The sequence below is a fragment of the Pseudomonas sp. Pse1 genome (assembly GCF_024519635.1).
Taxonomy (GTDB): domain Bacteria; phylum Pseudomonadota; class Gammaproteobacteria; order Pseudomonadales; family Pseudomonadaceae; genus Aquipseudomonas.
In genome coordinates this window covers 89416-110360 of sequence record NZ_JALJRO010000016.1, presented here as the reverse complement: position 1 = coordinate 110360, position 20945 = coordinate 89416, and the positions used below count along the sequence as shown (strand labels likewise).

The window sequence follows — 20945 nt, the reverse complement described above, 5'->3', positions numbered from 1 at the left end:
AGGTGAACCTGATATGTCCCTCCCCTCCCATGTACGCCTGATTGAAGTCGGCCCGCGCGACGGCCTGCAGAACGAAGCCCAGCCCATCAGCGTCGCCGACAAAGTGCAACTGGTCGATGCCCTGAGCGCCGCCGGCCTGGGCTACATCGAAGTCGGCAGCTTCGTTTCGCCGAAATGGGTGCCGCAGATGGCCGGTTCCGCCGAGGTCTTCGCGCAAATCCAGCGCAAGGCCGGCGTTACCTATGGCGCGTTGGCGCCCAATCTGCGTGGCTTCGAAGACGCGATCGCGGCCGGAGTCAAGGAAGTCGCGGTGTTCGCCGCCGCCTCCGAAGCGTTCTCCCAACGCAATATCAACTGCTCGATCAGTGAAAGCCTGCAGCGCTTCGAGCCAATCATGCAGGCCGCCCGAGAACAGGGTGTGACGGTGCGCGGTTATGTGTCCTGCGTGCTGGGCTGCCCATACGAGGGCGATGTGACACCGGAGCAAGTGGCCATGGTCGCTCGCGAATTGTTTGCGATGGGCTGCTACGAAGTATCGCTAGGGGACACCATCGGCACCGGCACCGCTGGCGCTACCCGCAAAATGTTCGATGTAGTGAGCAAGGATGTGCCACGGGACAAGCTTGCCGGGCACTTCCACGACACCTACGGCCAGGCCATGGCCAATATCTACGCCAGTCTGCTGGAAGGCATCGCGGTGTTTGACAGCTCGATTGCCGGACTCGGCGGCTGCCCTTACGCCAAGGGCGCCAGCGGTAACGTGGCCACCGAAGACGTGCTGTACCTGCTCAATGGCCTGGGCATCGAAACCGGGGTCGACATGGACCTTCTGCTGCTGGCCGGCCAGCAGATTTCCAACGTCCTGGGGCGCGCGACCGGTTCGCGCGTGGCCAAGGCCCGCAGCGCACACTGAATGTGTCGGGGGTGTTACCTCACCCCCGCACAAACGAGTAACACGGAAACAAACTGCGCCAAATCTCTCCGTGATTTTTTTCTTAAAAATGTTAAATCATTGATTTTAAAGGCTTTTAAAAAGTTGGCACGGCATCTGCTTTATCTATCGCACAACAAGAATAAAAAAATTGCGGTAACCCTAATAAAAACAAGACGTAACGACTCTGACATAACAAAAACAACACGGCAGAGACGCAGCTAACAGATTTTTTTGGAGAAGGTGTGCTTTCAGGGTGCTGCTGGCAGTAACCCGCAACCGGGCAGAGAACAATAAACCTACCTTCAGGTAGCTCCCGAACTGGTTGGATCGCTAGACGAAAAGCAGATCAGCGCTCAAAAAAATACGTTTGCTCTTGACCTCGGATGGGGTCGCCAAAAACAGCGGTAAAGGGCCACGGTTGACAAAAACAACAACAGACCGCCCCTTAATAATAAAAAAAGAGCACGCAACGACAAATTAAAGGGGAGCCTCGGCTCCCCTTTGTGCTGTCTGGCGTTTGGCTTTTGCCTCGAGACAGGGGCGATTGCTCGCCCCTCCCGCAATGCCGGCTACACCTTCAGCTTCAACTCCTCGACGCTGATCTCACGCATCTTGAACTTCTGGATCTTGCCGGTCACGGTCATCGGGAACTCCTCGACGAACTTGAAGTAACGCGGCGTCTTGAAGTGGGCGATGCGCTCCTTGCACCAAGTCTGCAGCTCCAGCTCGTTGGCGGAATGACCGGGGTGGAACTTGATCCAGGCGACGATTTCCTCACCGTACTTCTCGCACGGAATGCCGATGACCTGCACATCCGCCACCGCCGGATGAGTGAAGAAGAACTCCTCCAACTCGCGAGGGTAAATATTCTCACCGCCGCGAATGATCATGTCCTTGTTGCGCCCGGCAATGCACACGTAGCCTTCTTCGTTCATGGTCGCCAGATCACCGGTGTGCATCCAGCCGGCCTGGTCGATGGCTTCCGCTGTGCCCTGGGGGTTGTTCCAGTAACCAAGCATCACACTGTAACCACGAGTGCAGAGCTCGCCGATGGTGCCACGGGGCACCAGATTACCGGCGTCATCGATGATCTTGCTTTCCAGTTGCGGCTGGGTCCGACCGACCGTGGTCACGCGCAGCTCGAGATCGTCTGAAGGACCCGTCTGCAATGACACCGGACTGGTTTCCGTCATGCCGTAGGCAATCTGCACTTCACTCATGTGCATTTCGCTGATGACCCGCCGCATGACTTCGATTGGACAGGTCGCTCCGGCCATGATCCCGGTGCGCAAGGTCGACAGGTCGAACTCGGCCCGACGCGGTTGATCGAGCATCGCGATGAACATGGTCGGCACGCCGTACAGGCCGGTGGCCTTTTCCTGGGCAACGGTTTCCAGGGTCAGCAATGGGTCGAAGGCATCGTTGGGATAGATCATGGTGGTGCCGTGGGTGATGCAGCCCAGATTGCCCATGACCATGCCGAAGCAGTGGTACAGCGGCACCGGGATCACCAGACGGTCGTTGGCGGTCAGGCCCAGGCTTTCGCCAACCATGTAACCGTTATTCAGGATGTTGTAATGACTAAGGGTCGCGCCCTTGGGAAAGCCGGTGGTGCCCGAGGTGTATTGAATGTTCACCGCCTGATCGAAATGCAGGCTGGCCTGGCGCGCCTTGAGTTGCTCAGGCGCAACATCGGCCGCCAACTGCGGCAGGTGCGCCCATGCCAGGAAACCGGCCGGCGGCGTAGGGTCGAGGCTGATGACGCCGCGCAAGTCCGGCAGACGCTCGCACCGCAACTGCCCACTGCCCTGCTGCGCCAACTCCGGCACCAGGCCCTGGATCATCGCGTGATAATCGGAAGTCTTGAACGAACCGGCACACACCAGCCACTGGCAACCGGACTGCTTGAGCACATACTCCAGCTCGGAACTGCGGTAGGCCGGATTGATGTTGACCAGAATCACCCCGATCTTCGCGCTGGCGAACTGGCTGATGCACCACTGGGCGCAATTCGGCGCCCAGATGCCCAGGCGGTCACCCGCCTGCAGACCGAGCACCAGCAAGGCCTTGGCATTGAGCTCGACCGCCTCGGCCAGTTGAGCCCAGGTGTAGCGCAACTGCTGATGGCGAACCACCAGCGCCTCTCCCTGCGGATACTGGGCTACCGTGTTATCGAAGGCCTGGCCGATGGTCATCGCCAGCAAGGCTTTGTCCTGTGAGCCACGGGTATAGCTGTGCTGTGGGTGAGCACTGTGTTGATCCATGACGACCCCTATTGTCTTTATTAGCGGGTGTGTGGAAGCCCGGCAGCCTGCCGCCGGACCCGACCTGAACTGCCTCTACTCTCGCTCAAGTTGACGTTAACGTAAAGGGCGATTGACAGCCTTTCGTCTCAGGTTTACGTTAACGTAAAGGTGACAGCCGATTCGGCGCGCTTTACAGGCCGATTCCCCATTAATAAAAACAGTTTGAAGGTGCCCCATGAGCTATCCGACTCTGAACTTTGCCCTCGGCGAAACCATCGACATGCTGCGCGACCAGGTCCGCGCATTCGTCAGCAAAGAGATCGCGCCTCGCGCGGCACAGATCGACAGCGACAACCTGTTCCCGGCGGATCTGTGGCGCAAGTTCGGTGACATGGGCCTGCTCGGCATCACTGTTCCAGAAGAGTACGGCGGCGCCGGCCTGGGCTATCTGGCCCACGTGGTGGCCATGGAAGAAATCAGCCGCGGCTCGGCGTCGGTTGCCCTTTCCTACGGCGCGCACTCCAACCTTTGCGTCAACCAGATCAACCGCAACGGCAACCATGAACAGAAAACCAAGTACCTGCCCAAGCTGATCAGCGGCGAACACATCGGCGCCCTCGCCATGAGCGAACCGAATGCCGGCTCCGACGTGGTGTCAATGAAACTGCGCGCCGACAAGCGCGGCGACAAGTACGTGCTCAACGGCAGCAAGACCTGGATCACCAACGGCCCAGACGCCAACACCTACGTGATCTACGCCAAGACCGACCTGGAAAAAGGTCCGCACGGCATCACCGCCTTCATCGTCGAGCGCGACTGGAAAGGCTTCAGCCGCAGTAACAAATTCGACAAGCTGGGGATGCGCGGTTCCAACACCTGCGAGCTGTTCTTCGACGACGTTGAAGTACCGGAGGAAAACATCCTCGGCGTGCTCAACGGTGGCGTGAAGGTGCTGATGAGCGGTCTCGACTACGAGCGCGTGGTGCTCTCCGGCGGTCCGACCGGGATCATGCAGGCCTGCATGGACCTGATCGTGCCGTACATCCACGACCGCAAGCAGTTTGGCCAGAGCATCGGCGAATTCCAGCTGATCCAGGGCAAGGTCGCCGACATGTACACCCAACTCAATGCCAGCCGCGCCTACCTGTACGCCGTGGCCCAGGCTTGCGAACGTGGCGAAACCACGCGCAAGGACGCCGCCGGGGTGATCCTCTACAGCGCCGAACGCGCGACGCAAATGGCACTGGACGCGATCCAGATTCTCGGTGGTAACGGCTACATCAACGAATTCCCGGCAGGTCGTCTGCTGCGTGACGCCAAGCTGTACGAAATCGGCGCCGGCACCAGCGAGATCCGTCGCATGCTCATCGGCCGCGAACTGTTTAACGAAACCCGCTAACGGAGCTGCCCATGGCTATCCTGCATACCCAGCTCAACCCCCGCTCGGCGGAATTCGCCAGCAACAGCGCCGCGATGCTGGCCCAGGTCGAGGCGTTGCACACCCTGCTCGCCCAGGTCCAGCAAGGCGGTGGCGCCAAGGCTCAGGAGCGGCACACCTCGCGCGGCAAACTGCTGCCTCGCGAACGGATCAACCGCTTGCTCGACCCGGGTTCACCGTTTCTCGAAATCAGCCAGTTGGCAGCCTATGAAGTCTACGGCGAAGACGTACCGGCAGCCGGCGTGATCGCCGGCATCGGCCGGGTCGAAGGCGTGGAATGCATGATTGTCGCCAACGATGCCACGGTCAAAGGCGGTTCCTACTACCCGCTGACAGTGAAAAAACATCTGCGCGCGCAGACCATTGCCCAGCAGAATCGTCTGCCGTGCATCTATCTGGTGGACTCCGGCGGCGCTAACCTTCCGCGCCAGGATGAGGTGTTCCCGGACCGTGAGCACTTCGGGCGGATCTTTTTCAACCAGGCCAACATGAGTGCCATGGGCATCCCGCAGATCGCCGTAGTGATGGGCTCCTGCACCGCGGGTGGAGCCTACGTACCGGCGATGGCCGACGAAGCCATCATGGTCCGTCAGCAGGCAACGATCTTCCTTGCCGGCCCGCCGCTGGTCAAAGCCGCGACGGGGGAAGTGGTCAGCGCCGAAGACCTCGGCGGTGCCGATGTGCACTGCAAGATTTCCGGGGTCGCCGACCACTACGCCGACAGCGACGAACACGCCCTGGCCCTGGCCCGCCGTAGCGTGGCCAACCTCAATTGGCGCAAGCTCGGCGACGTGCAGCAACGCACGCCAATTGCCCCGCTGTTCCCCAGCGAAGAGCTGTATGGCGTGGTCCCGGCCGATGCCAAGCAACCGTTCGACGTACGCGAAGTGATTGCACGTCTGGTCGACGGCTCGGTGTTCGATGAGTTCAAGGCGCTGTTCGGCACCACCTTGGTGTGCGGATTTGCCCACCTGCACGGCTACCCGATCGCGATCCTGGCGAACAACGGCATCCTCTTCGCCGAAGCCGCGCAAAAAGGCGCGCACTTCATTGAACTGGCCTGCCAGCGCGGTATTGCGCTGCTGTTCCTGCAAAACATCACCGGTTTCATGGTCGGGCAGAAATACGAGGCCGGCGGCATCGCCAAGCACGGCGCGAAACTGGTGACCGCCGTGGCCTGTGCCAAGGTACCGAAGTTCACCGTGATCATCGGTGGCAGTTTCGGCGCCGGCAATTACGGCATGTGCGGCCGGGCCTACGACCCACGCTTTCTGTGGATGTGGCCCAACGCGCGAATTGGCGTGATGGGCGCCGAACAGGCCGCCGGCGTGCTGGTGCAGGTCAAGCGCGAACAGGCCGAACGCAGTGGCCAGGGTTTCAACGCCGAGCAGGAAGCCGAGATCAAGCAACCGATCCTCGATCAGTACGAAGAACAAGGTCACCCCTACTATTCCAGCGCGCGCCTGTGGGACGACGGTGTGATTGATCCGGCACAAACCCGTGACGTGCTGGCACTGGCCTTGTCGGCGTCGCTGAATGCCCCTGTCGAACAGAGCCGCTTCGGCGTGTTCCGGATGTGATCTGGAGAAAACCATGAGCGACTTCAATACCCTCGAACTGCTGACCGACGCCCGTGGCTTTGCCACGCTCTGGCTCAGTCGCGAAAGCAAGAACAACGCATTCAACGCCCAGATGATCCGCGAGCTGATTCTCGCCCTCGACCAAGTCCAGGCCGATCCGAGCCTGCGTTTCCTGCTGGTGCGCGGTCGCGGCAAGCATTTCAGTGCCGGCGCAGACCTGGCCTGGATGCAGCAATCGGCAGAGCTTGATTATCAGACCAACCTCGACGATGCCCGCGAGCTCGCCGAGTTGATGTACAACCTGGCCAAGCTGAAGATCCCGACCCTGGCGGTAGTCCAGGGTGCGGCCTTCGGCGGAGCGCTGGGCTTGATCAGTTGCTGCGACATGGCGATTGGCGCCGATGACGCGCAATTCTGTCTCTCGGAAGTGCGTATTGGCCTGGCTCCTGCGGTGATCAGCCCGTTTGTCGTACAGGCCATTGGCGAGCGTGCAGCGCGTCGTTATGCCCTGACCGCCGAGCGATTCAGCGGCGTACGGGCCCAGGAAATCGGCCTGCTCAGCGAGAGCTATCCGTCGGAGCAATTAGAAGCCCAGGTCGCGGCCTGGATCAGCAATCTGTTGCTCAACAGCCCACAAGCCATGCGTTCCAGCAAAGAGTTGCTGCGTGAAGTCGGCAGCGGTGCACTCAACCCGGCGCTGCGTCGCTATTGCGAAAACGCCATTGCGCGGATTCGTGTCAGCCCCGAAGGCCAGGAAGGCTTGCGCGCCTTTCTGCAGAAACGTCCGCCGAGCTGGCAGCCTGAAACCACCACCAAGGAGTCGCGTTGATGAGCGCACCTGTCCTCACCACCCTGTTGGTGGCCAACCGTGGCGAAATCGCTTGCCGGGTCATGCGCACGGCCAAGGCCCTGGGCTTGACTACGGTCGCCGTCCACAGCGCCACCGACCGTGACGCCCGGCATAGCCGCGAGGCCGATATCCGGGTCGACTTGGGCGGCAGCAAGGCCGCTGACAGCTACCTGCAAATCGACAAACTGCTCGCTGCGGCCAAGGCCAGCGGCGCCCAGGCCATTCACCCTGGCTACGGCTTCCTCTCGGAAAATGCCGGCTTCGCCCGCGCCATCGAAAACGCCGGGCTGATTTTCCTCGGCCCGCCGGCGTCAGCCATCGATGCCATGGGCAGCAAATCCGCGGCCAAGGCCCTGATGGAAACGGCTGGCGTACCGTTGGTGCCGGGTTACCACGGCGAAGCCCAGGACCTGGAAACCTTCCGCGCCGCTGCCGAGCGTATCGGCTACCCGGTGTTGCTCAAGGCCACGGCGGGCGGCGGCGGCAAAGGCATGAAAGTGGTCGAGGACGTCAGCCAACTGGCCGAAGCCCTGGCCTCGGCCCAGCGTGAAGCGCTGTCATCGTTTGGCGACTCGCGGATGCTGGTGGAGAAATACCTGCTCAAGCCGCGTCACGTGGAAATCCAGGTATTCGCCGATCAACACGGCAACTGCCTGTACCTCAACGAGCGGGATTGCTCGATTCAGCGTCGGCACCAGAAAGTCGTCGAGGAAGCGCCGGCCCCGGGCCTCAGCCGCGAGTTGCGCCAGGCAATGGGCGAAGCGGCGGTGCGTGCCGCCCAGGCCATCGGTTATGTCGGTGCCGGCACGGTGGAGTTCCTGCTGGATTCGCGTGGCGAGTTCTTCTTCATGGAGATGAACACCCGCCTGCAGGTCGAGCACCCGGTCACCGAGGCCATCACGGGCCTGGATCTGGTGGCCTGGCAGATTCGCGTCGCCCAGGGTGAAGCGCTGCCCATCACCCAGGCCCAGGTGCCGCTGATCGGGCATGCGATTGAAGTGCGCTTGTACGCCGAAGACCCTGGCAACGACTTCCTGCCGGCTACCGGGCAATTGGCGCTGTACCGGGAATCCGCCGCAGGCCCGGGGCGCCGCGTCGACAGCGGGGTCGAGGAAGGCGATGTGATTTCGCCGTTCTATGACCCGATGCTGGGCAAGTTGATTGCCTGGGGTGAAGACCGCGAACAGGCACGCCTGCGCTTGCTCAGCATGCTCGATGAGTTCGCCATTGGCGGTTTGAAGACCAACATCGCTTTCCTGCGCAGAATCGTCGCTCACCCGGCTTTCGCTGCAGCTGAACTAGATACCGGATTTATCCCACGCTATCAGGAACAATTACTGCCAGCGCCTACAGCGCTCAGTGATGAATTCTGGCAGGCTGCCGCCCAGGCTTTCGCCCAAAGTCAGGCGCCGAGCGTGCGCCACGACGATCCGAGCTCGCCCTGGGCCAGCGGCACTGGCTTACGCCTGGGATTGCCTGCTGAAACGACCCTGCACCTGAGCTGCGAAAGCGAAGACCGCGCCCTCACTTTGGTTGTCGCCGGCACCGCACAGCTCAAGGGTGAGCACCTGCAGCTCGAGGTCGAAGGGGTGCGGCATCAGGTGCAAGCCATTCGTCAGGCAAACCGCCTGTACCTGCAATGGCAGGGTGAATTGCGCTGCATCACGGCGTACGACCCGATTGCCGCCGTGGAAGCCAGCCACGGCCATCAGGGCGGCCTGACCGCACCGATGAACGGCAGCATCGTCCGGGTTCTGGTAGAGCCTGGGCAAAAGGTCGAGGCCGGGGCGCAACTGGTGGTGCTTGAAGCGATGAAAATGGAGCACAGCATTCGTGCGCCCCAGGATGGGGTGATCAAGGCGCTGTATTGCCAGGAAGGCGAGATGGTCAACGAAGGCAGTGCGTTGGTCGAGCTGGAATAACGGAGTGTGAATGGCAGGTCCCGTGACGAGGGACCTGTCTGGTTAGAACCTGGCAGTGGCCTGCACCACTACACCAATGATCTGACAGTCTTCAGTGAACAGGACTTTGGGATAAGTCGGATTCAAGGGTACGAGATAGCGCTCACCGCCCTCTTCACTCAGCTTGCGGAACGTCGCCTCGGCGCTATGGGCCCATTGCGCAATCACCAGTTTACCTGGCTCCGCCGGCACGGCGGGATCGACCAGGACCAGCATGTCGTTAGCAATGCTGGTGCCACTGGGCGCCGTCATCGCATCCCCCACGACCACTAGCCAGAATGCCGCCCCCACGGCGTGGTAATCCGACAGTTCGGTACGCTGCTTGCTGATACCGGACGGTGGCGTTTCGCGTACCTCCGATAACGTCCGCCAGTCGCTGACCGGGTAGCGAAAATACGGGTTGAAACGTTGCGCGAGGGCGACTGCGGACTCATTTTCCAGGGCGTCGTCCAGCGCCTCTGCACGCTCGCGAATCACCATGGCGACCTCGAGCGAGCCGAGGCCCAGTTCCTGCAGCACACGGTTCATGTCTTCAAGACTGGGGGTGCGCCTTTTATTGAGCCAATGTCCGACGCCACCCTGTGACATGGCGAGACGCTCCGCGAGTTTTTCCTGAGTGATTTTGAGCTCACTCATCCTGGCCTTGACCAGCTCTATCCATTTATCCATGGGCGGAACAATACTTCGCGCAACCTGACCCTCAACACACATATTGTAGTATTTAATTTGTGGTCATGAATACGAATAGTACTACTATCTTTCCCACTCATTCGCCCCACCCACGGAGTACTACCCCATCATGGATAACCCCAGTAACGAGCCGGCCGATCCCGACGTCGCGATCGATTACACCGCTCTCAAGGATTGCGCAGCCACCCAGCGGGCGCTCGACTATTACTTGAAACCCATTGTTTCAGAGACGCCCAGCGGCGAACGCTTTTTCGCAGTGAGCCGGCATGTCGGCCGCGAGGAAGCCCTGATCCACGCCTCCGACTTGCTGCGCTGTGCGGCCGCCATTGCCCATGAAACAGCAGATAGCCGACACGGTGCGGGTCGCGACCTGGCGTTGTCGATCGGGCATATGGTCGATATGGCGAAAGCCATGGTGGACAGGTCCCTTGAAGCCGACAGCCACAAGTAACGAGATGAAATGAAAGCGAGAATGGCCGGATCAGGGTCGATCCTGGACTCAGGGTTCAGCGGCAGGAAAATTATTTCCCGGGAGACGGGTAAAAAGGTTTGACTTGCAAATGATAATGATTATTATTGCAAGCAACTGGTCGCGAGATCAGTTGGATAGACCAAGGGACCTTAGGTCGGACTCTTGGAATATCTCCTCATCAGGCTAATCACGGTTTTTGACCCGGCTTTTTGCCGGGTCTTTTTTTTGCCAGTTATTCTGGCTTTGGCTTCAGGCTAATGAAGACTGGTGTTGCTAAATTCGATGGCGCGAATGATATCAAAAGAGCACCTTTTTGCAACAAGCCGCCCAAAACCCATCGAAAATAGCACTTGAGAATCAATCGCATAAACACTAAGCTGCGGCTGCGTCAAGGACGACGCCCCCCCCCTTTTATTCCCGTAAATGCCCTCGGTTTTACCCCCCGCCCGTGTAAAGTAGCGTCATAACAATCATATTCAGGATGAGATTATGACCGTGGCTCAGCGTCCCCTTGAAATCACCGCCAACTTCGACAGCGGCAACATCGAAGTGCTGGACCTCAGCAATCCCCTGCAACCCCTGCTCGCCATCAAGCCCGACACCCGTAGCCCGCACTTTCAATGGTTCCATTTCAAGGCCAGCGGCCTGCACGTGGGCCAGGATCACTGGTTTCGCCTGAGCAATGCCAGCAAGTCCTCCTACAACAAGGCCTGGGACGGTTATCAGGCGGTGGCCTCCTACGATCACGTCAACTGGTTCCGTGTACCAACCATCTTCGAGGGCGACTGCCTGCGCTTCAGCCTCGAAGCCACCGCCACCCACGCCTGGTTTGCCTATTTCGAACCCTACAGCCGTGGGCGCCACGATTGGTTGATCGACCAGGCGCTGACCAAAGCCGGCACCGAATTGCTGGCCACCGGCAAGAGCGTCGAGGGTCGCGACATTCAATTGTTGCGCAAAGGCAGCGGCGCAGAGGGTCAGCGCAAGGTGTGGATCATCGCCCAGCAGCACCCCGGCGAGCACATGGCCGAGTGGTTCATGGAAGGGGTCATTGAGCGCCTGGAAAAACACGACGATCCGATTCTGAACAAACTTCTGGCCAGCGCCGATTTGTACCTGGTGCCGAACATGAATCCGGACGGCGCCTTCCATGGCCACCTGCGCACCAACGCCATGGGCCAGGACCTCAACCGCGCCTGGCAGAGCGCCAGCCCGGAACTCAGCCCGGAAGTGTTTTTCGTCCAGCAGCAAATGGAGAAATACGGCGTCGACCTGTTCCTCGATATCCACGGTGACGAGGAAATACCCCACGTGTTCACCGCCGGTTGCGAAGGCAACCCAGGCTACACGCCGCGCATCGAGAAGCTCGAAGAGCATTTCCGCAGCCACCTGAAACACACCACCAAGGACTTCCAGACCAAGTACGGCTACACGCGCGACGAGCCGGGAAAAGCCAACATGACCCTGGCCTGCAACAGCGTCGGTCAGAAGTTCGACTGCCTGTCACTGACCCTGGAAATGCCGTTCAAGGACCACGACGATCATCCGAATCCCCATACCGGCTGGTCGGGCAAGCGCTCGATGCAGTTGGGTAAGGATGTGTTGACCACAGTGGCGGACATGGTCGGTACCCTGCGCTAAGAAAACCGCCTGCGGACGTGATCCTGGGCAAGGATCACGTCCAGGCGCATTTCACTGCGCCGCAATCCGCCGACAATCCTCCGGCTCCAGCAACCGCCCATCCTCCGAACGCAGCGCCCTGCCCAATCAGTGATCCTTGCCCGATAACATGCTCTGCAACACCCCGTCACGCCGCACCCAACCGTGAAAGAGCGCTGCGGCCAGGTGCAACAACACCGTGAGGAACAACAGATACGCCAGATAGCCATGGGCCTTGCGCAAAAAGGCGAACAGCGAAGCATTGGCCGGCACGATTGCCGGAAGCTGCACGGCGCCCCCCAAGGTCACCGGGTCGCCCGCCGCCGAGATCATCGCCCAGCCCAGCAAGGGCAGCACCACCATCAGCCCATACAGGAGCAGATGGGAGGCCTTGGCGGCCAATACTTGCCAGCCCGGCAAGTCGGCCGGCAATGGCGGTTGGCGGGTGGCAAAGCGCACGAAGATTCGCACGATCACCAGCAGCAGGATCGCCACGCCCAGCGGCTTGTGCAGGTGGATCAGCCACTCATGGCGCTCGGACACCGAGGCCACCATGCCAGCACCGATAAACAACATGGCGATGATCATCACGGCCATCAGCCAGTGCAGCAGCCTTGCGACTGCGGCGAAATGCTTCGGTTGCGCACTCATTGTGCCGCCTCCTGGTTAACGCCAGGCAACTGGCTGACTTCACTGGTGCGTCGCAGGTACGAACGGGCGTAAGCCGCCGAACGCGCCGCGAGCAAAGGGTCTTTCGAGGCTTCGATGCCACTGGGCAGAATCAACGGGTCGTAGTTGATGTCCCGGCACTCGCCACTGCTCTGCGCCTGGCTGCCTTGCAGCACCAGAGTCCCGGCGTTCAAGACTTTGCGCGTGGCCGGCCAGGCTTTACTGGCGTCGTCGGTGGGGTCGCCCGGATCGGCCAAGGTGATCTGCAACTGCCAGCGCAAAGGGCCGGCCCGCAGCCGCTCGAGCAAGTCCTTTTCGAGGAAGTCGGCGCCCTGGGGCGGGCCGCTCACAGCGCCGTCCCGGGCGATCGGCACCACGCCCCAGCGAACGGCCTGACGCTGGCCGGCCGCATTGACCAGATAAAACGCATTGATCCCGTTGTAGGTCTCGGTGGCGTAGCTGGCCGACGGCTTGGCCGTCTTGACCCATTGCAGGAAGGGGCCGGTTTCCGGGTGCGCGGCAAAAAAAGCCGGTGCGGCGGCGGGATCGGGCTTGCCGGTGGCGGGCATCGGTGACTGTGCCTGCTGCAATTGATAGAACGCCTCAGGCGTGCCCACCGGGAACACCGGCATGCTGTTCATGCCAGTGCGCCATTGCTGGCCGTCCGCCTGATTGAAGCGCAGCGCCAGGCTGCGGATCGGTACACTGTTGTCGGGTGCGTAGGGATTGCCGCCCGGCAAGGCAAAGCGCCCGACCACCGGGGTGCGCGGCGCATTGAAGACCTGGGCAGTGGAGTACGCCCGTGCTTCTTCACTGCTCTCGAAGTAACCGGTCACGCACACGCCTTTGGCGTGGTTACGGCGAAAGCCCTGATGAACGCCGCCGTTCTTCTCAAGGACATTGACCAACGCATCGGGTGTCAGGCGCTGTGGGTCAAGCGAGCCATTAACGTAGGCGAAAGCCGCCGCGAGGCCGCCAACCACCACGCCGATTCCGGCGAGGCGCAGGGCCAGGCTCATGAAGCTCAAGGGTTGTCTGTCGCGCGGCGGTGCAGGATCTACCATGGAACACTCCGGGGCCGAGAATGGCTTGTGGCAAGGACAAGGCAGACGCAGGCCGCGCAGGTTTATTCCCTGGCCCGCTGTTTATTTTTTCGACGCGGGAATAATCTTCATGGCCAAGCGTCTCTCTCGTCCCAAGCGTAGTGTCTGGCCCGACCACCATGAATCCTTTCGACGAACAGTTACGTGAACTCATCCCCAGGCTGCGGCGTTTTGCCGTGTCACTGACGCGTAATCCGAGCAGCGCCGACGACCTCGTGCAGTCCTGCCTGGAGCGCGCCTTGTCGAGTTGGGGTGGCAAACACCCGGAAGGTGATCTGCGGGCCTGGCTGTTTGCGATTCTGTACCGGCAGTTTCTCGATGCCCATCGCCGTTCGCGGCGCTATGCGCGCATGCTCGAATTCTTCACCGGCCGCGACGAGCCACAGCCGTCGCTGGAGCGCACCGTGATCGCGCAAAGCACCCTGGAAGCCTTCGACCGCCTGCCCACCGAGCAACGTGCACTGTTGCTCTGGGTTTCGGTGGAGGGCTTGAGTTATAAAGAAGTGGCCGAGATTCTCCAGGTGCCCACCGGTACCGTGATGTCGCGTCTGTCCCGTGCCCGCCAGGCCTTGCGCCAGCTCAGCGACGGTGAAATCAGCAGCCCTTCCCTGCGGATACTCAAATGATCAGCATGCCCCCCAGCATCAACGACCTGCACGCCTACGTTGACCATCAGTTGAACGATGCCGACCGGCGCCTGGTGGAAACCTACCTGGTGGCCAATCCGCAGATGGCCGGACAGGTTCGCGCCTGGCAACAGGACGCGCAGCAGCTGCGGGCAGCCCTCGGTGGAGCGCTGCAACAACCTGACAACCCGGCACTCGACCCGACGCTGATTCGCCAGCGCAGCCAGCGTCAGTCGCGGCGCCACCTGGCGAGCGCCGCCATGCTGTTGCTGGCGCTGGGTGTGGGTGGCTTAAGTGGCTGGCAAGCGCGGCAGATGAGCCTGCCCCTTGCCTCGACCCTGCCGATGACCGATGCCCTGCAGGCCTACCGACTGTTCGCCCAACTGGGCATCCTGCCCGCCGACTACAAGGTCAGCGACGAAGGCAATATTCAAGGCTGGCTGGATCACTACTTCGCCCAGGCCAATCGCTTGCCGGACCTTGCCAGTTCCGGCTTTCGACCGGTCAGCGGACGCCTGCTCAGCACCGACCAGGGCCCGGCGGCCATGGTCATGTACCAAGACCAGGGCGGGCGCAAGATCAGCTTCTATATTCGTCCGCCCGGCCCGCGCAACAACCTGCTGCCCAAGGGCAGTCGCAGTGACGGTGAATTGCAGGCGCAGTACTGGTCCGGGGCGGGTTACAACTACGCGATGGTCAGTGAAGCGCGGGACCCGGCGACGCGGATCATCGAGCAAACGCTGAATTTTTAAAAACCGACATCCAGCACTACGTTGTCCAGGTAATTGCCGACCTTACCCCAACGGGTGGTGCCGGCGCTCTTGAAGATGTCGTAAGCGAGAAATTGTTCGCCCGCACTCATCTGCCGCCGCCCGCCTGCACTGACCGGATGTTCGCCGTCGTCGAGGCCGACGGTGTAGGCGCTGCCCTTGGTGCAGGCGAGGTGGATGGTCTGGCTGGTGACGGGAACGAAGGCGCTGACCACCGGCGCGCTGCCGAAGGCAATATTTGGCGCGGTGATCAGGCTGTCGGTCAGGCCATCGCGCTTGCGCCGAGCGTCACGCTGGCGACAGCCAAGACCATTGATCCTTTCACGGCCTCAATCCTTTTGAGGGGGAACACGTTGCAGGTTAGCAATCCAGATTTATTCCGCCAGTCCGCGCCACCAATTCCGACAGAGCTGCGTTGTGATTTCGTACCCAGTCCCGCGTAAAATCCAGGGTTATCCATGCGCTAACCCTGTACCAACAGCTATTTTTTGTTCAACTTCTTGGCAGGCCCGCTTCCTGCCACTGGCCGCTCATTTATGCCTGCGGTTACCATTGCCCGCAAAACCCGTAGGGAAACTTACCCTTGACCGTTCGCCCGCCTGATCGCTCACGATTCACCGCACGCTGGCCGGCGTTGCGCGGACTGTTGCGCAACGCCTTCAGACGCGCCCCCCACAACGGCGCCAATGGCCGATTGATTCACGACTATTTCCGACACAAGGCGCAGTCCCAGGGCTATACCCTCAGCCACAGCCAGCAACGGGTGATCGAATGCATGGCGCAATTGGCCAGCGCCCTGCCCGCCACGGCTGCACCGGGCCAGGTGCCCCGCAGCCTGTACCTGTATGGCGCAGTGGGCCGGGGCAAGAGCTGGTTGCTTGACGGATTCTTCAAGGCACTGCCGGTCGAGGAAAAACAGCGCCTGCACTTCCATGATTTTTTCGCCCAACTGCACCAGGGCATGTTCAACCACCAGGGCTCGCCGGATGCCTTGGCCGACACCCTGGATGATTTGCTCAAACAATGCCGGGTGCTGTGTTTCGACGAATTCCACGTCCACGACATTGGCGATGCCATGCTCATCACGCGGTTGTTCAAGGCGTTGTTCCAGCGCGGCATCCTGCTGCTGGTCACGTCCAACTACCCGCCCCAGGGCTTGCTGCCCAACCCGCTTTACCATGCGCGGTTCAAGCCGGTGATCGACCTGATCAATGCGCGCATGCAGGTCATGGAAGTCGGCGGCCCCCACGACTATCGCAGCCAGGTACGCAACCATTCCCAGCAGGTGTTTACCCAGGGCCAGTACGTCTGGCCCGGCACCGCGAACCAGCGCCAGGTCCTGCTGTTGCCCCCCGCCGAGGCGACGAGCATCACATTGCAAGTCGGCACCCGCCAGTTGCAGGCTCGTTACTGTGCCCAACGTACCGTCGCCTTCACCTTCAACGACTTGTGCGAACAACCCACGGCCGTCATGGACTACCTGGAGCTGTGCCGACGTTTCGATACCTGGATCGTCGACGGACTGCCGGATCTGGCTGACTGCCCGATCGCCATCCAGCAACGCTTCATCAATCTCATCGACGTCCTTTACGACCAGGACAAACGCCTGGTCCTGCTGGGTCAGCGCGCACTGCGTGAACACCTGGGCGGTGACGCCATCGATCTCGCGCGCACCCGTAGCCGTCTCGGCCAGTTGGTGGAAATCACCGCCGGACAATAAGCCACCCTGCCCCCGGTGCCGGGGGGTATCATGCCGGCACTTTTTAGGCTCTCACTGGCTGGATCTGTCCATGCACACCCTTGCACAACTGCGCGCCGGCGAATTGGCAGGCATCAAACGACTGGACCTGGCGTGCGGCCTGACCGAGTTTCCCGAGGACATCTTCAACCTGGCAGACTCGCTCGAAGTGCTCAACCTCAGCGGCAACGCCCTGAGCCGGCTGCCCGACGACCTGTATCGGCTGACTCACTTGCGCGTGCTGTTCTGCTCGGACAACCAGTTCCGTGAGCTGCCCGCCTGCCTGGGCCAATGTGCGCAATTGAGCATGATCGGCTTCAAGGCCAATCGCCTTGAACGGGTGCCCGCCGCCGCACTGCCGCCGCAGTTGCGCTGGCTGATCCTCACCGACAACTGCATCAGCGAGTTACCGGACGAGCTGGGCGCAAGACCGCAGTTGCAAAAGCTGATGCTCGCCGGCAATCGTCTGCAGAGACTGCCGTCGAGCCTGAGTCAGTGCCACAAGCTGGAGCTGTTGCGCATTGCCGCCAACCGCCTGAGCGAACTGCCACAGTGGTTACTGACCCTGCCGGCGCTGGCTTGGCTGGCGTACGCCGGCAATCCGCTGGAATCGCAGGGCAACACAGACGCGCTGGCCAATACCGCGCCCATTCCCTGGCGCGAATTGACCCTCGGCCAATGCCTGGGCGAAGGGGCCTCGGGGGTGATTCACCAGGCAGCCTGGCAACCGCCCGAGGCAGCGGCGCAACAGGTTGCGGTCAAGCTCTACAAAGGGCAGATGACCAGTGACGGTTCGCCCTTGCATGAAATGCAGGCCTGCGTCACCGCAGGCCTGCACCCAAACCTGATTCGCATACTCGGGCGGGTGGTCGACCATCCCCGGCAGCAAGCGGGACTGGTGATGCAGTTGATCGCACCGAACTATCGCAATCTGGCAGCGTTGCCCAGCCTGGACTCCTGCAGCCGCGATCTGTATGCCCCTGGCACTCGATTCGCCCCATCCGTAGCCTTGAATATCGCCTGCGGCATCGCCTCAGCGGCCGGACACTTGCATGAGCAAGGCATTACCCATGGCGACCTGTACGGCCACAACACCTTGTATAACGAGCACGGTGACTGCCTGTTGGGCGACTTCGGCGCGGCCTCGTTCCATGCCACCGCCGACACCCTGGAAACCCGCGCGCTGCAACGCATCGAAGTGCGCGCCTTCGGGATTTTGCTGGGGGAATTGCTGGAACGTATCGACTCGGGCTTGAGCAACGAGCGACGTCAGGCGTTGTGGGCATTGCAGGAAGATTGCTGTCAGCCAGAGGTACTGGCGCGACCTTGCTTCAAGGACATCCAGGCGGCATTACGCTCAGCCTGAACTGTGGCAAACGTGGAGCGGGGATCACCCGCTCCAGCCTGTCGGAGGGAATTAACCCGCCAAACCGACGAACATGTCCTGCACGTCGTCGTGGTTGTCCAGCCCTTCGAGGAAGGCTTCGACTTCTTCCATCTGCGCATCGGTCAGGCCGCTGACCGGGTTCTTCGGCTTGTAGCCCAGTTTGGCCGACAATACGGTGAAACCCTGGTCCGGCAGGGCTTTCTGCACCGCGTCCAGATCAGTGGCTTCGGTGATGAACAGGGTGGCGTTGCCTTCGCCCGGTTCGAAATCCTGGGCACCCGCTTCGATGGCGGCCATTTCCGGATCGGCGTCCGGGTTTGCCGGCTCGGCTTCGATCATGCCGACGTGGTCGAAATCCCAGGCCACGGAGCCGGATGCGCCCAGCTGGCCCTTACGGAAGGCCACACGGATTTCAGCGACGGTGCGGTTGATGTTGTCGGTCACGCACTCGACGATCAGCGGAACCTGATGCGGCGCGAAACCTTCGTAGGTCACACGGTGGTATTGGACCGTCTCGCCCAATTGACCCGAACCCTTCTTGATCGCACGTTCCAGGGTTTCACGGGGCATCGAGGCTTTCTTGGCCTGTTCAACTACCAGGCGCAAATGCGCGTTGGTCGAGATATCGGCACCGTTACGCGCAGCAATGGTGATTTCCTTCACCAGTTTGCCGAAGATTTTCCCCTTGGCGTTGGCTGCCGCTTCTTTGTGTTTAACCTTCCACTGTGCGCCCATTACTCACTCTCTTGATCAGTGGCGCCGAGACATCTATTGGCCGACGCTTTGCGCCAGTTTATACGGCAAGAAGTTGGCAATCGACCAAAAAGTTAATCCTGTGATCGACATATTCACACGCAGTTGTAGGGCTTTTCTGAAATGTGGTCCCGGACTGACTATTGGTGATTGTTGTTTCGTAACCTCTATGCCCGAACTTCACGGCAGAAGAGAGTTTGATGCTCAACGACATGGAAAGCCGCCCTACCCTGACCTTCACCACCACCGCCCAGCGCTTTATGGTGCGCCGTTTCAGCGGTCGCGAAGCCCTCAACCAGCTCTACCAGTTCGAGATCGATGTGGCGGGCCCGGCACTGGAACTGCAGCAATCACTGCATCAACCTGCTCTTCTCGCGCTGACTGCGCAGGCAATGATTCACGGCACCATTCACAGTGCGAGCCGGTATTACGAGGGTCCGCAGCACGTCGGCTATCGCCTGATGCTTGGCCCTCATCTGCGGGTCCTGGACCAGCCCCGGCGGCGTCGAATATGGCAGCAATCGAGTGTCCCGCAGATCCTGCGATGCTTGCTGCAAGAGCACCAGCTACCAGAGGACAGCTACCGTTTCGATCTGCCTCACGGCGTCTACCCGCCTCGTGAACTGTGCATTCAGTACGCTGAAAGCGACCTGCAACTGCTGCACAGGTTGTGCGAAGAAGAAGGCATTCATTTTCACTTTGAACACCACCCGCAGCAGCATGTGCTGGTGTTTGCCGAGGACAGTGGCAGCTTCATCCGACAGCCCCTCGAGACGCGCTTTGATCCTGGCGCGGCCCATGGTCATCCGCCGGTAATCCAGCAACTGACCCAATCCCTTGGCCGCCCCCACGATGTGCTACACCCCACTTTGCGCCGAACTGATTTCCACGGCGCACCCTTCACGCTTGACGAAGCGGCCAATCAGTCTCACTGCGCCGCGCCCCCGTCCGGTGCGCGCCTCAGCCCCGCGCAAGCCCACCAGAACCAATTGGGACGACGCGAATTGGAGCGCCTGCGCTGCCTTGACCAACACATCGACGGACGCAGCACCGACGCAGCCATGAGTACCGGACGCATCCTGCAAGTCAGCGGACATCCACGGGCATCGCTCAATGACCAATGGCTGCTGTACGAGCTGCAGCACCATTTCCAGATGCCGGAGGACGGCCACACCGCTGCGTACCACAATCGCTTCAAGGCCATTCCCTGGTCGACCGAGTTCCGCCCACCCTTCAAGGCTGCAAAACCCTGCATCAACGGCTTGCAGATTGGCCGCGTCATCGAACCGGCGCGCCTCGACGACAACAATCGCCTGCAGGTCCAGCTGTGGCCAACGCATCCTGATGGGCACGCTGGCCAGGGCGTATGGCTACCAGTCATCCACAGCGGCAGCGGACAGGCGAATTTGCCGAAGGCCGGGAGCGACGTTCACGTCAGTTTCCTTGAGGGAGATCCCGATCGACCGGTGCTGTGTGCGACAGACACCTACGCCTGCGCCGGAGAGGAGCCGCAGTCCATCAGTCTTGCCGCCAATGGCAATGTGCTGCACATCAATCCGAACAGCATCACCTTGTCCGGCCCGATGCTCGATGGCCTTCCGGCCGGCGCCTCGGAGCCAGCGGTCACCGATGAAGCCAACCCGGCACCGGAGCAACCATGGCGCAGTGAGATTTATCTGTTTGAACGACCGCCGGCGACCAGCGACCGCCTGGCTGATACGCCCTGGTACATCGTGCGCATGCCCGACTCAGGTATCACCCGCGCGGGAAGTCTCGAGCAAAAGGACGTTTTGATCCACGGCACCAGTTCGGAGCATGGCGAACTCGCGCTGAGCGTCCAACAGAAGACCCGCCTGGCGTCCGAGTTCGCGCGCACTCCCGAGCAACTTTGCCTCATGTATTCGGGACACTGCGTGCTGTTGGCAGAATATGTCCGGCAACACTGGGACAGTCGGCAACGCCTGGCACTTATCGAATGCGCCAGGTCGGCCGAGCGGCATCAGCGCTGCGCGGAAAATCATCTGCTGTTCGAATGGCTGTTGCCGCCGTCCGGCAAGGCAACGTGAAGC

General features: G+C 61.0%; 17 protein-coding genes and 1 pseudogene. 12 read left to right on the top strand and 6 right to left on the bottom strand.

Annotated features, from left to right (window positions below):
• The first annotated feature begins 13 nt into the window (after positions 1 to 13).
• Positions 14 to 913 carry a hydroxymethylglutaryl-CoA lyase gene (locus NR126_RS21405; protein ID WP_256831167.1) on the top strand — a complete coding sequence of 300 codons (900 nt, stop codon included), beginning with the start codon at positions 14 to 16 and terminating at the stop codon, positions 911 to 913.
• A 590-nt stretch (positions 914 to 1503) separates the two neighbouring features.
• On the opposite strand, the gene NR126_RS21400 is transcribed toward NR126_RS21405, so the two are convergent.
• Positions 1504 to 3198 carry an AMP-binding protein gene (locus NR126_RS21400; protein ID WP_256831159.1) on the bottom strand — a complete coding sequence of 565 codons (1695 nt, stop codon included), beginning with the start codon at positions 3196 to 3198 and terminating at the stop codon, positions 1504 to 1506.
• A 217-nt stretch (positions 3199 to 3415) separates the two neighbouring features.
• Between NR126_RS21400 and NR126_RS21395 the strand changes: the two genes are divergently transcribed.
• Genes NR126_RS21395 through NR126_RS21380 form a run of 4 tightly spaced genes read left to right on the top strand, consistent with a single transcriptional unit; the run spans position 3416 to position 8970 of the window.
• Positions 3416 to 4579, top strand: a complete 1164-nt coding sequence (locus NR126_RS21395; RefSeq protein WP_256831151.1) for an isovaleryl-CoA dehydrogenase — start codon at positions 3416 to 3418, stop codon at positions 4577 to 4579.
• 11 nt (positions 4580 to 4590) lie between these two features.
• The gene (locus tag NR126_RS21390; RefSeq protein WP_027618811.1) at positions 4591 to 6198 is read left to right on the top strand and encodes a carboxyl transferase domain-containing protein; all 1608 of its coding nucleotides are present in this window, start codon (positions 4591 to 4593) and stop codon (positions 6196 to 6198) included.
• Positions 6199 to 6211: 13 nt separating this feature from the next.
• Entirely contained in the window at positions 6212 to 7027 is an 816-nt protein-coding gene (locus NR126_RS21385) for a gamma-carboxygeranoyl-CoA hydratase (RefSeq protein WP_027618810.1), read from the top strand.
• The gene (locus NR126_RS21380) at positions 7027 to 8970 is read left to right on the top strand and encodes an acetyl/propionyl/methylcrotonyl-CoA carboxylase subunit alpha (protein ID WP_027618809.1); all 1944 of its coding nucleotides are present in this window, start codon (positions 7027 to 7029) and stop codon (positions 8968 to 8970) included. The genes NR126_RS21385 and NR126_RS21380 overlap by 1 nt, the downstream gene beginning before the upstream one ends.
• Before the next feature lie 42 nt (positions 8971 to 9012).
• Here NR126_RS21380 and NR126_RS21375 read toward each other — a convergent pair whose 3' ends face one another.
• The gene (locus tag NR126_RS21375; protein ID WP_027618808.1) at positions 9013 to 9678 is read right to left on the bottom strand and encodes a LexA family transcriptional regulator; all 666 of its coding nucleotides are present in this window, start codon (positions 9676 to 9678) and stop codon (positions 9013 to 9015) included.
• A gap of 130 nt (positions 9679 to 9808) precedes the next feature.
• On the opposite strand from NR126_RS21375, the gene NR126_RS21370 reads away from it, so the two are divergent.
• Together NR126_RS21370 and NR126_RS21365 are read left to right on the top strand one after the other, a co-directional pair.
• Positions 9809 to 10150, top strand: a complete 342-nt coding sequence (locus NR126_RS21370) for a DUF6124 family protein (protein ID WP_027618807.1) — start codon at positions 9809 to 9811, stop codon at positions 10148 to 10150.
• A 510-nt stretch (positions 10151 to 10660) separates the two neighbouring features.
• Positions 10661 to 11812, top strand: a complete 1152-nt coding sequence (locus NR126_RS21365; protein WP_027618806.1) for a M14-type cytosolic carboxypeptidase — start codon at positions 10661 to 10663, stop codon at positions 11810 to 11812.
• 126 nt (positions 11813 to 11938) lie between these two features.
• Here the strand turns inward: NR126_RS21365 and NR126_RS21360 are convergent, their stop codons facing one another.
• Together NR126_RS21360 and NR126_RS21355 are read right to left on the bottom strand one after the other, a co-directional pair.
• Positions 11939 to 12481, bottom strand: a complete 543-nt coding sequence (locus tag NR126_RS21360; protein ID WP_105755341.1) for a cytochrome b — start codon at positions 12479 to 12481, stop codon at positions 11939 to 11941.
• Positions 12478 to 13563, bottom strand: a complete 1086-nt coding sequence (locus NR126_RS21355; RefSeq protein WP_027618804.1) for a catalase family peroxidase — start codon at positions 13561 to 13563, stop codon at positions 12478 to 12480. The genes NR126_RS21360 and NR126_RS21355 overlap by 4 nt, the downstream gene beginning before the upstream one ends.
• Before the next feature lie 158 nt (positions 13564 to 13721).
• On the opposite strand from NR126_RS21355, the gene NR126_RS21350 reads away from it, so the two are divergent.
• Both NR126_RS21350 and NR126_RS21345 read left to right on the top strand, forming a co-directional pair.
• Complete coding sequence (locus NR126_RS21350; protein WP_027618803.1) at positions 13722 to 14228, top strand: RNA polymerase sigma factor; 507 nt, start codon at positions 13722 to 13724, stop codon at positions 14226 to 14228.
• Positions 14225 to 14980 (top strand): anti-sigma factor, encoded by a 756-nt coding sequence (locus NR126_RS21345; RefSeq protein WP_027618802.1) that lies wholly within the window; start codon positions 14225 to 14227, stop codon positions 14978 to 14980. Before NR126_RS21350 ends, NR126_RS21345 begins: the two co-directional genes overlap by 4 nt.
• Here the strand turns inward: NR126_RS21345 and NR126_RS21340 are convergent.
• Positions 14977 to 15258, bottom strand: a pseudogene (locus NR126_RS21340) (spore coat protein U domain-containing protein); the annotation flags it as partial. The gene NR126_RS21345 and the pseudogene NR126_RS21340 sit on opposite strands and share 4 nt — an antisense overlap.
• 323 nt (positions 15259 to 15581) lie before the next feature.
• Here NR126_RS21340 and zapE point away from each other — a divergent pair.
• Both zapE and NR126_RS21330 read left to right on the top strand, forming a co-directional pair.
• A complete protein-coding gene (zapE, locus tag NR126_RS21335) occupies positions 15582 to 16718 on the top strand; it encodes a cell division protein ZapE (RefSeq protein WP_105755343.1) in 1137 nt (378 codons plus the stop codon).
• A gap of 70 nt (positions 16719 to 16788) precedes the next feature.
• On the top strand, positions 16789 to 18102 hold the full coding sequence (locus NR126_RS21330) for a leucine-rich repeat-containing protein kinase family protein (protein ID WP_256831107.1): 1314 nt from the start codon (positions 16789 to 16791) through the stop codon (positions 18100 to 18102).
• A gap of 51 nt (positions 18103 to 18153) precedes the next feature.
• On the opposite strand, the gene NR126_RS21325 is transcribed toward NR126_RS21330, so the two are convergent.
• Entirely contained in the window at positions 18154 to 18858 is a 705-nt protein-coding gene (locus NR126_RS21325) for a YebC/PmpR family DNA-binding transcriptional regulator (RefSeq protein ID WP_027618792.1), read from the bottom strand.
• A gap of 218 nt (positions 18859 to 19076) precedes the next feature.
• Between NR126_RS21325 and NR126_RS21320 the strand changes: the two genes are divergently transcribed.
• Positions 19077 to 20942, top strand: coding sequence for a type VI secretion system Vgr family protein (locus NR126_RS21320; RefSeq protein ID WP_256831105.1), 1866 nt, complete (start codon positions 19077 to 19079; stop codon positions 20940 to 20942).
• Positions 20943 to 20945: the final 3 nt, after the last annotated feature.

Coding starts and splice junctions, on each gene's coding strand:
- NR126_RS21405 (WP_256831167.1), top strand. CDS start 14: ATGTCCCTCCCCTCCCATGTACGCCTGATTGAAGTCGGCCCGCGCGAC.
- NR126_RS21400 (WP_256831159.1), bottom strand. CDS start 3,198: ATGGATCAACACAGTGCTCACCCACAGCACAGCTATACCCGTGGCTCA.
- NR126_RS21395 (WP_256831151.1), top strand. CDS start 3,416: ATGAGCTATCCGACTCTGAACTTTGCCCTCGGCGAAACCATCGACATG.
- NR126_RS21390 (WP_027618811.1), top strand. CDS start 4,591: ATGGCTATCCTGCATACCCAGCTCAACCCCCGCTCGGCGGAATTCGCC.
- NR126_RS21385 (WP_027618810.1), top strand. CDS start 6,212: ATGAGCGACTTCAATACCCTCGAACTGCTGACCGACGCCCGTGGCTTT.
- NR126_RS21380 (WP_027618809.1), top strand. CDS start 7,027: ATGAGCGCACCTGTCCTCACCACCCTGTTGGTGGCCAACCGTGGCGAA.
- NR126_RS21375 (WP_027618808.1), bottom strand. CDS start 9,678: ATGGATAAATGGATAGAGCTGGTCAAGGCCAGGATGAGTGAGCTCAAA.
- NR126_RS21370 (WP_027618807.1), top strand. CDS start 9,809: ATGGATAACCCCAGTAACGAGCCGGCCGATCCCGACGTCGCGATCGAT.
- NR126_RS21365 (WP_027618806.1), top strand. CDS start 10,661: ATGACCGTGGCTCAGCGTCCCCTTGAAATCACCGCCAACTTCGACAGC.
- NR126_RS21360 (WP_105755341.1), bottom strand. CDS start 12,481: ATGAGTGCGCAACCGAAGCATTTCGCCGCAGTCGCAAGGCTGCTGCAC.
- NR126_RS21355 (WP_027618804.1), bottom strand. CDS start 13,563: ATGGTAGATCCTGCACCGCCGCGCGACAGACAACCCTTGAGCTTCATG.
- NR126_RS21350 (WP_027618803.1), top strand. CDS start 13,722: ATGAATCCTTTCGACGAACAGTTACGTGAACTCATCCCCAGGCTGCGG.
- NR126_RS21345 (WP_027618802.1), top strand. CDS start 14,225: ATGATCAGCATGCCCCCCAGCATCAACGACCTGCACGCCTACGTTGAC.
- NR126_RS21330 (WP_256831107.1), top strand. CDS start 16,789: ATGCACACCCTTGCACAACTGCGCGCCGGCGAATTGGCAGGCATCAAA.
- NR126_RS21325 (WP_027618792.1), bottom strand. CDS start 18,858: ATGGGCGCACAGTGGAAGGTTAAACACAAAGAAGCGGCAGCCAACGCC.
- NR126_RS21320 (WP_256831105.1), top strand. CDS start 19,077: ATGCTCAACGACATGGAAAGCCGCCCTACCCTGACCTTCACCACCACC.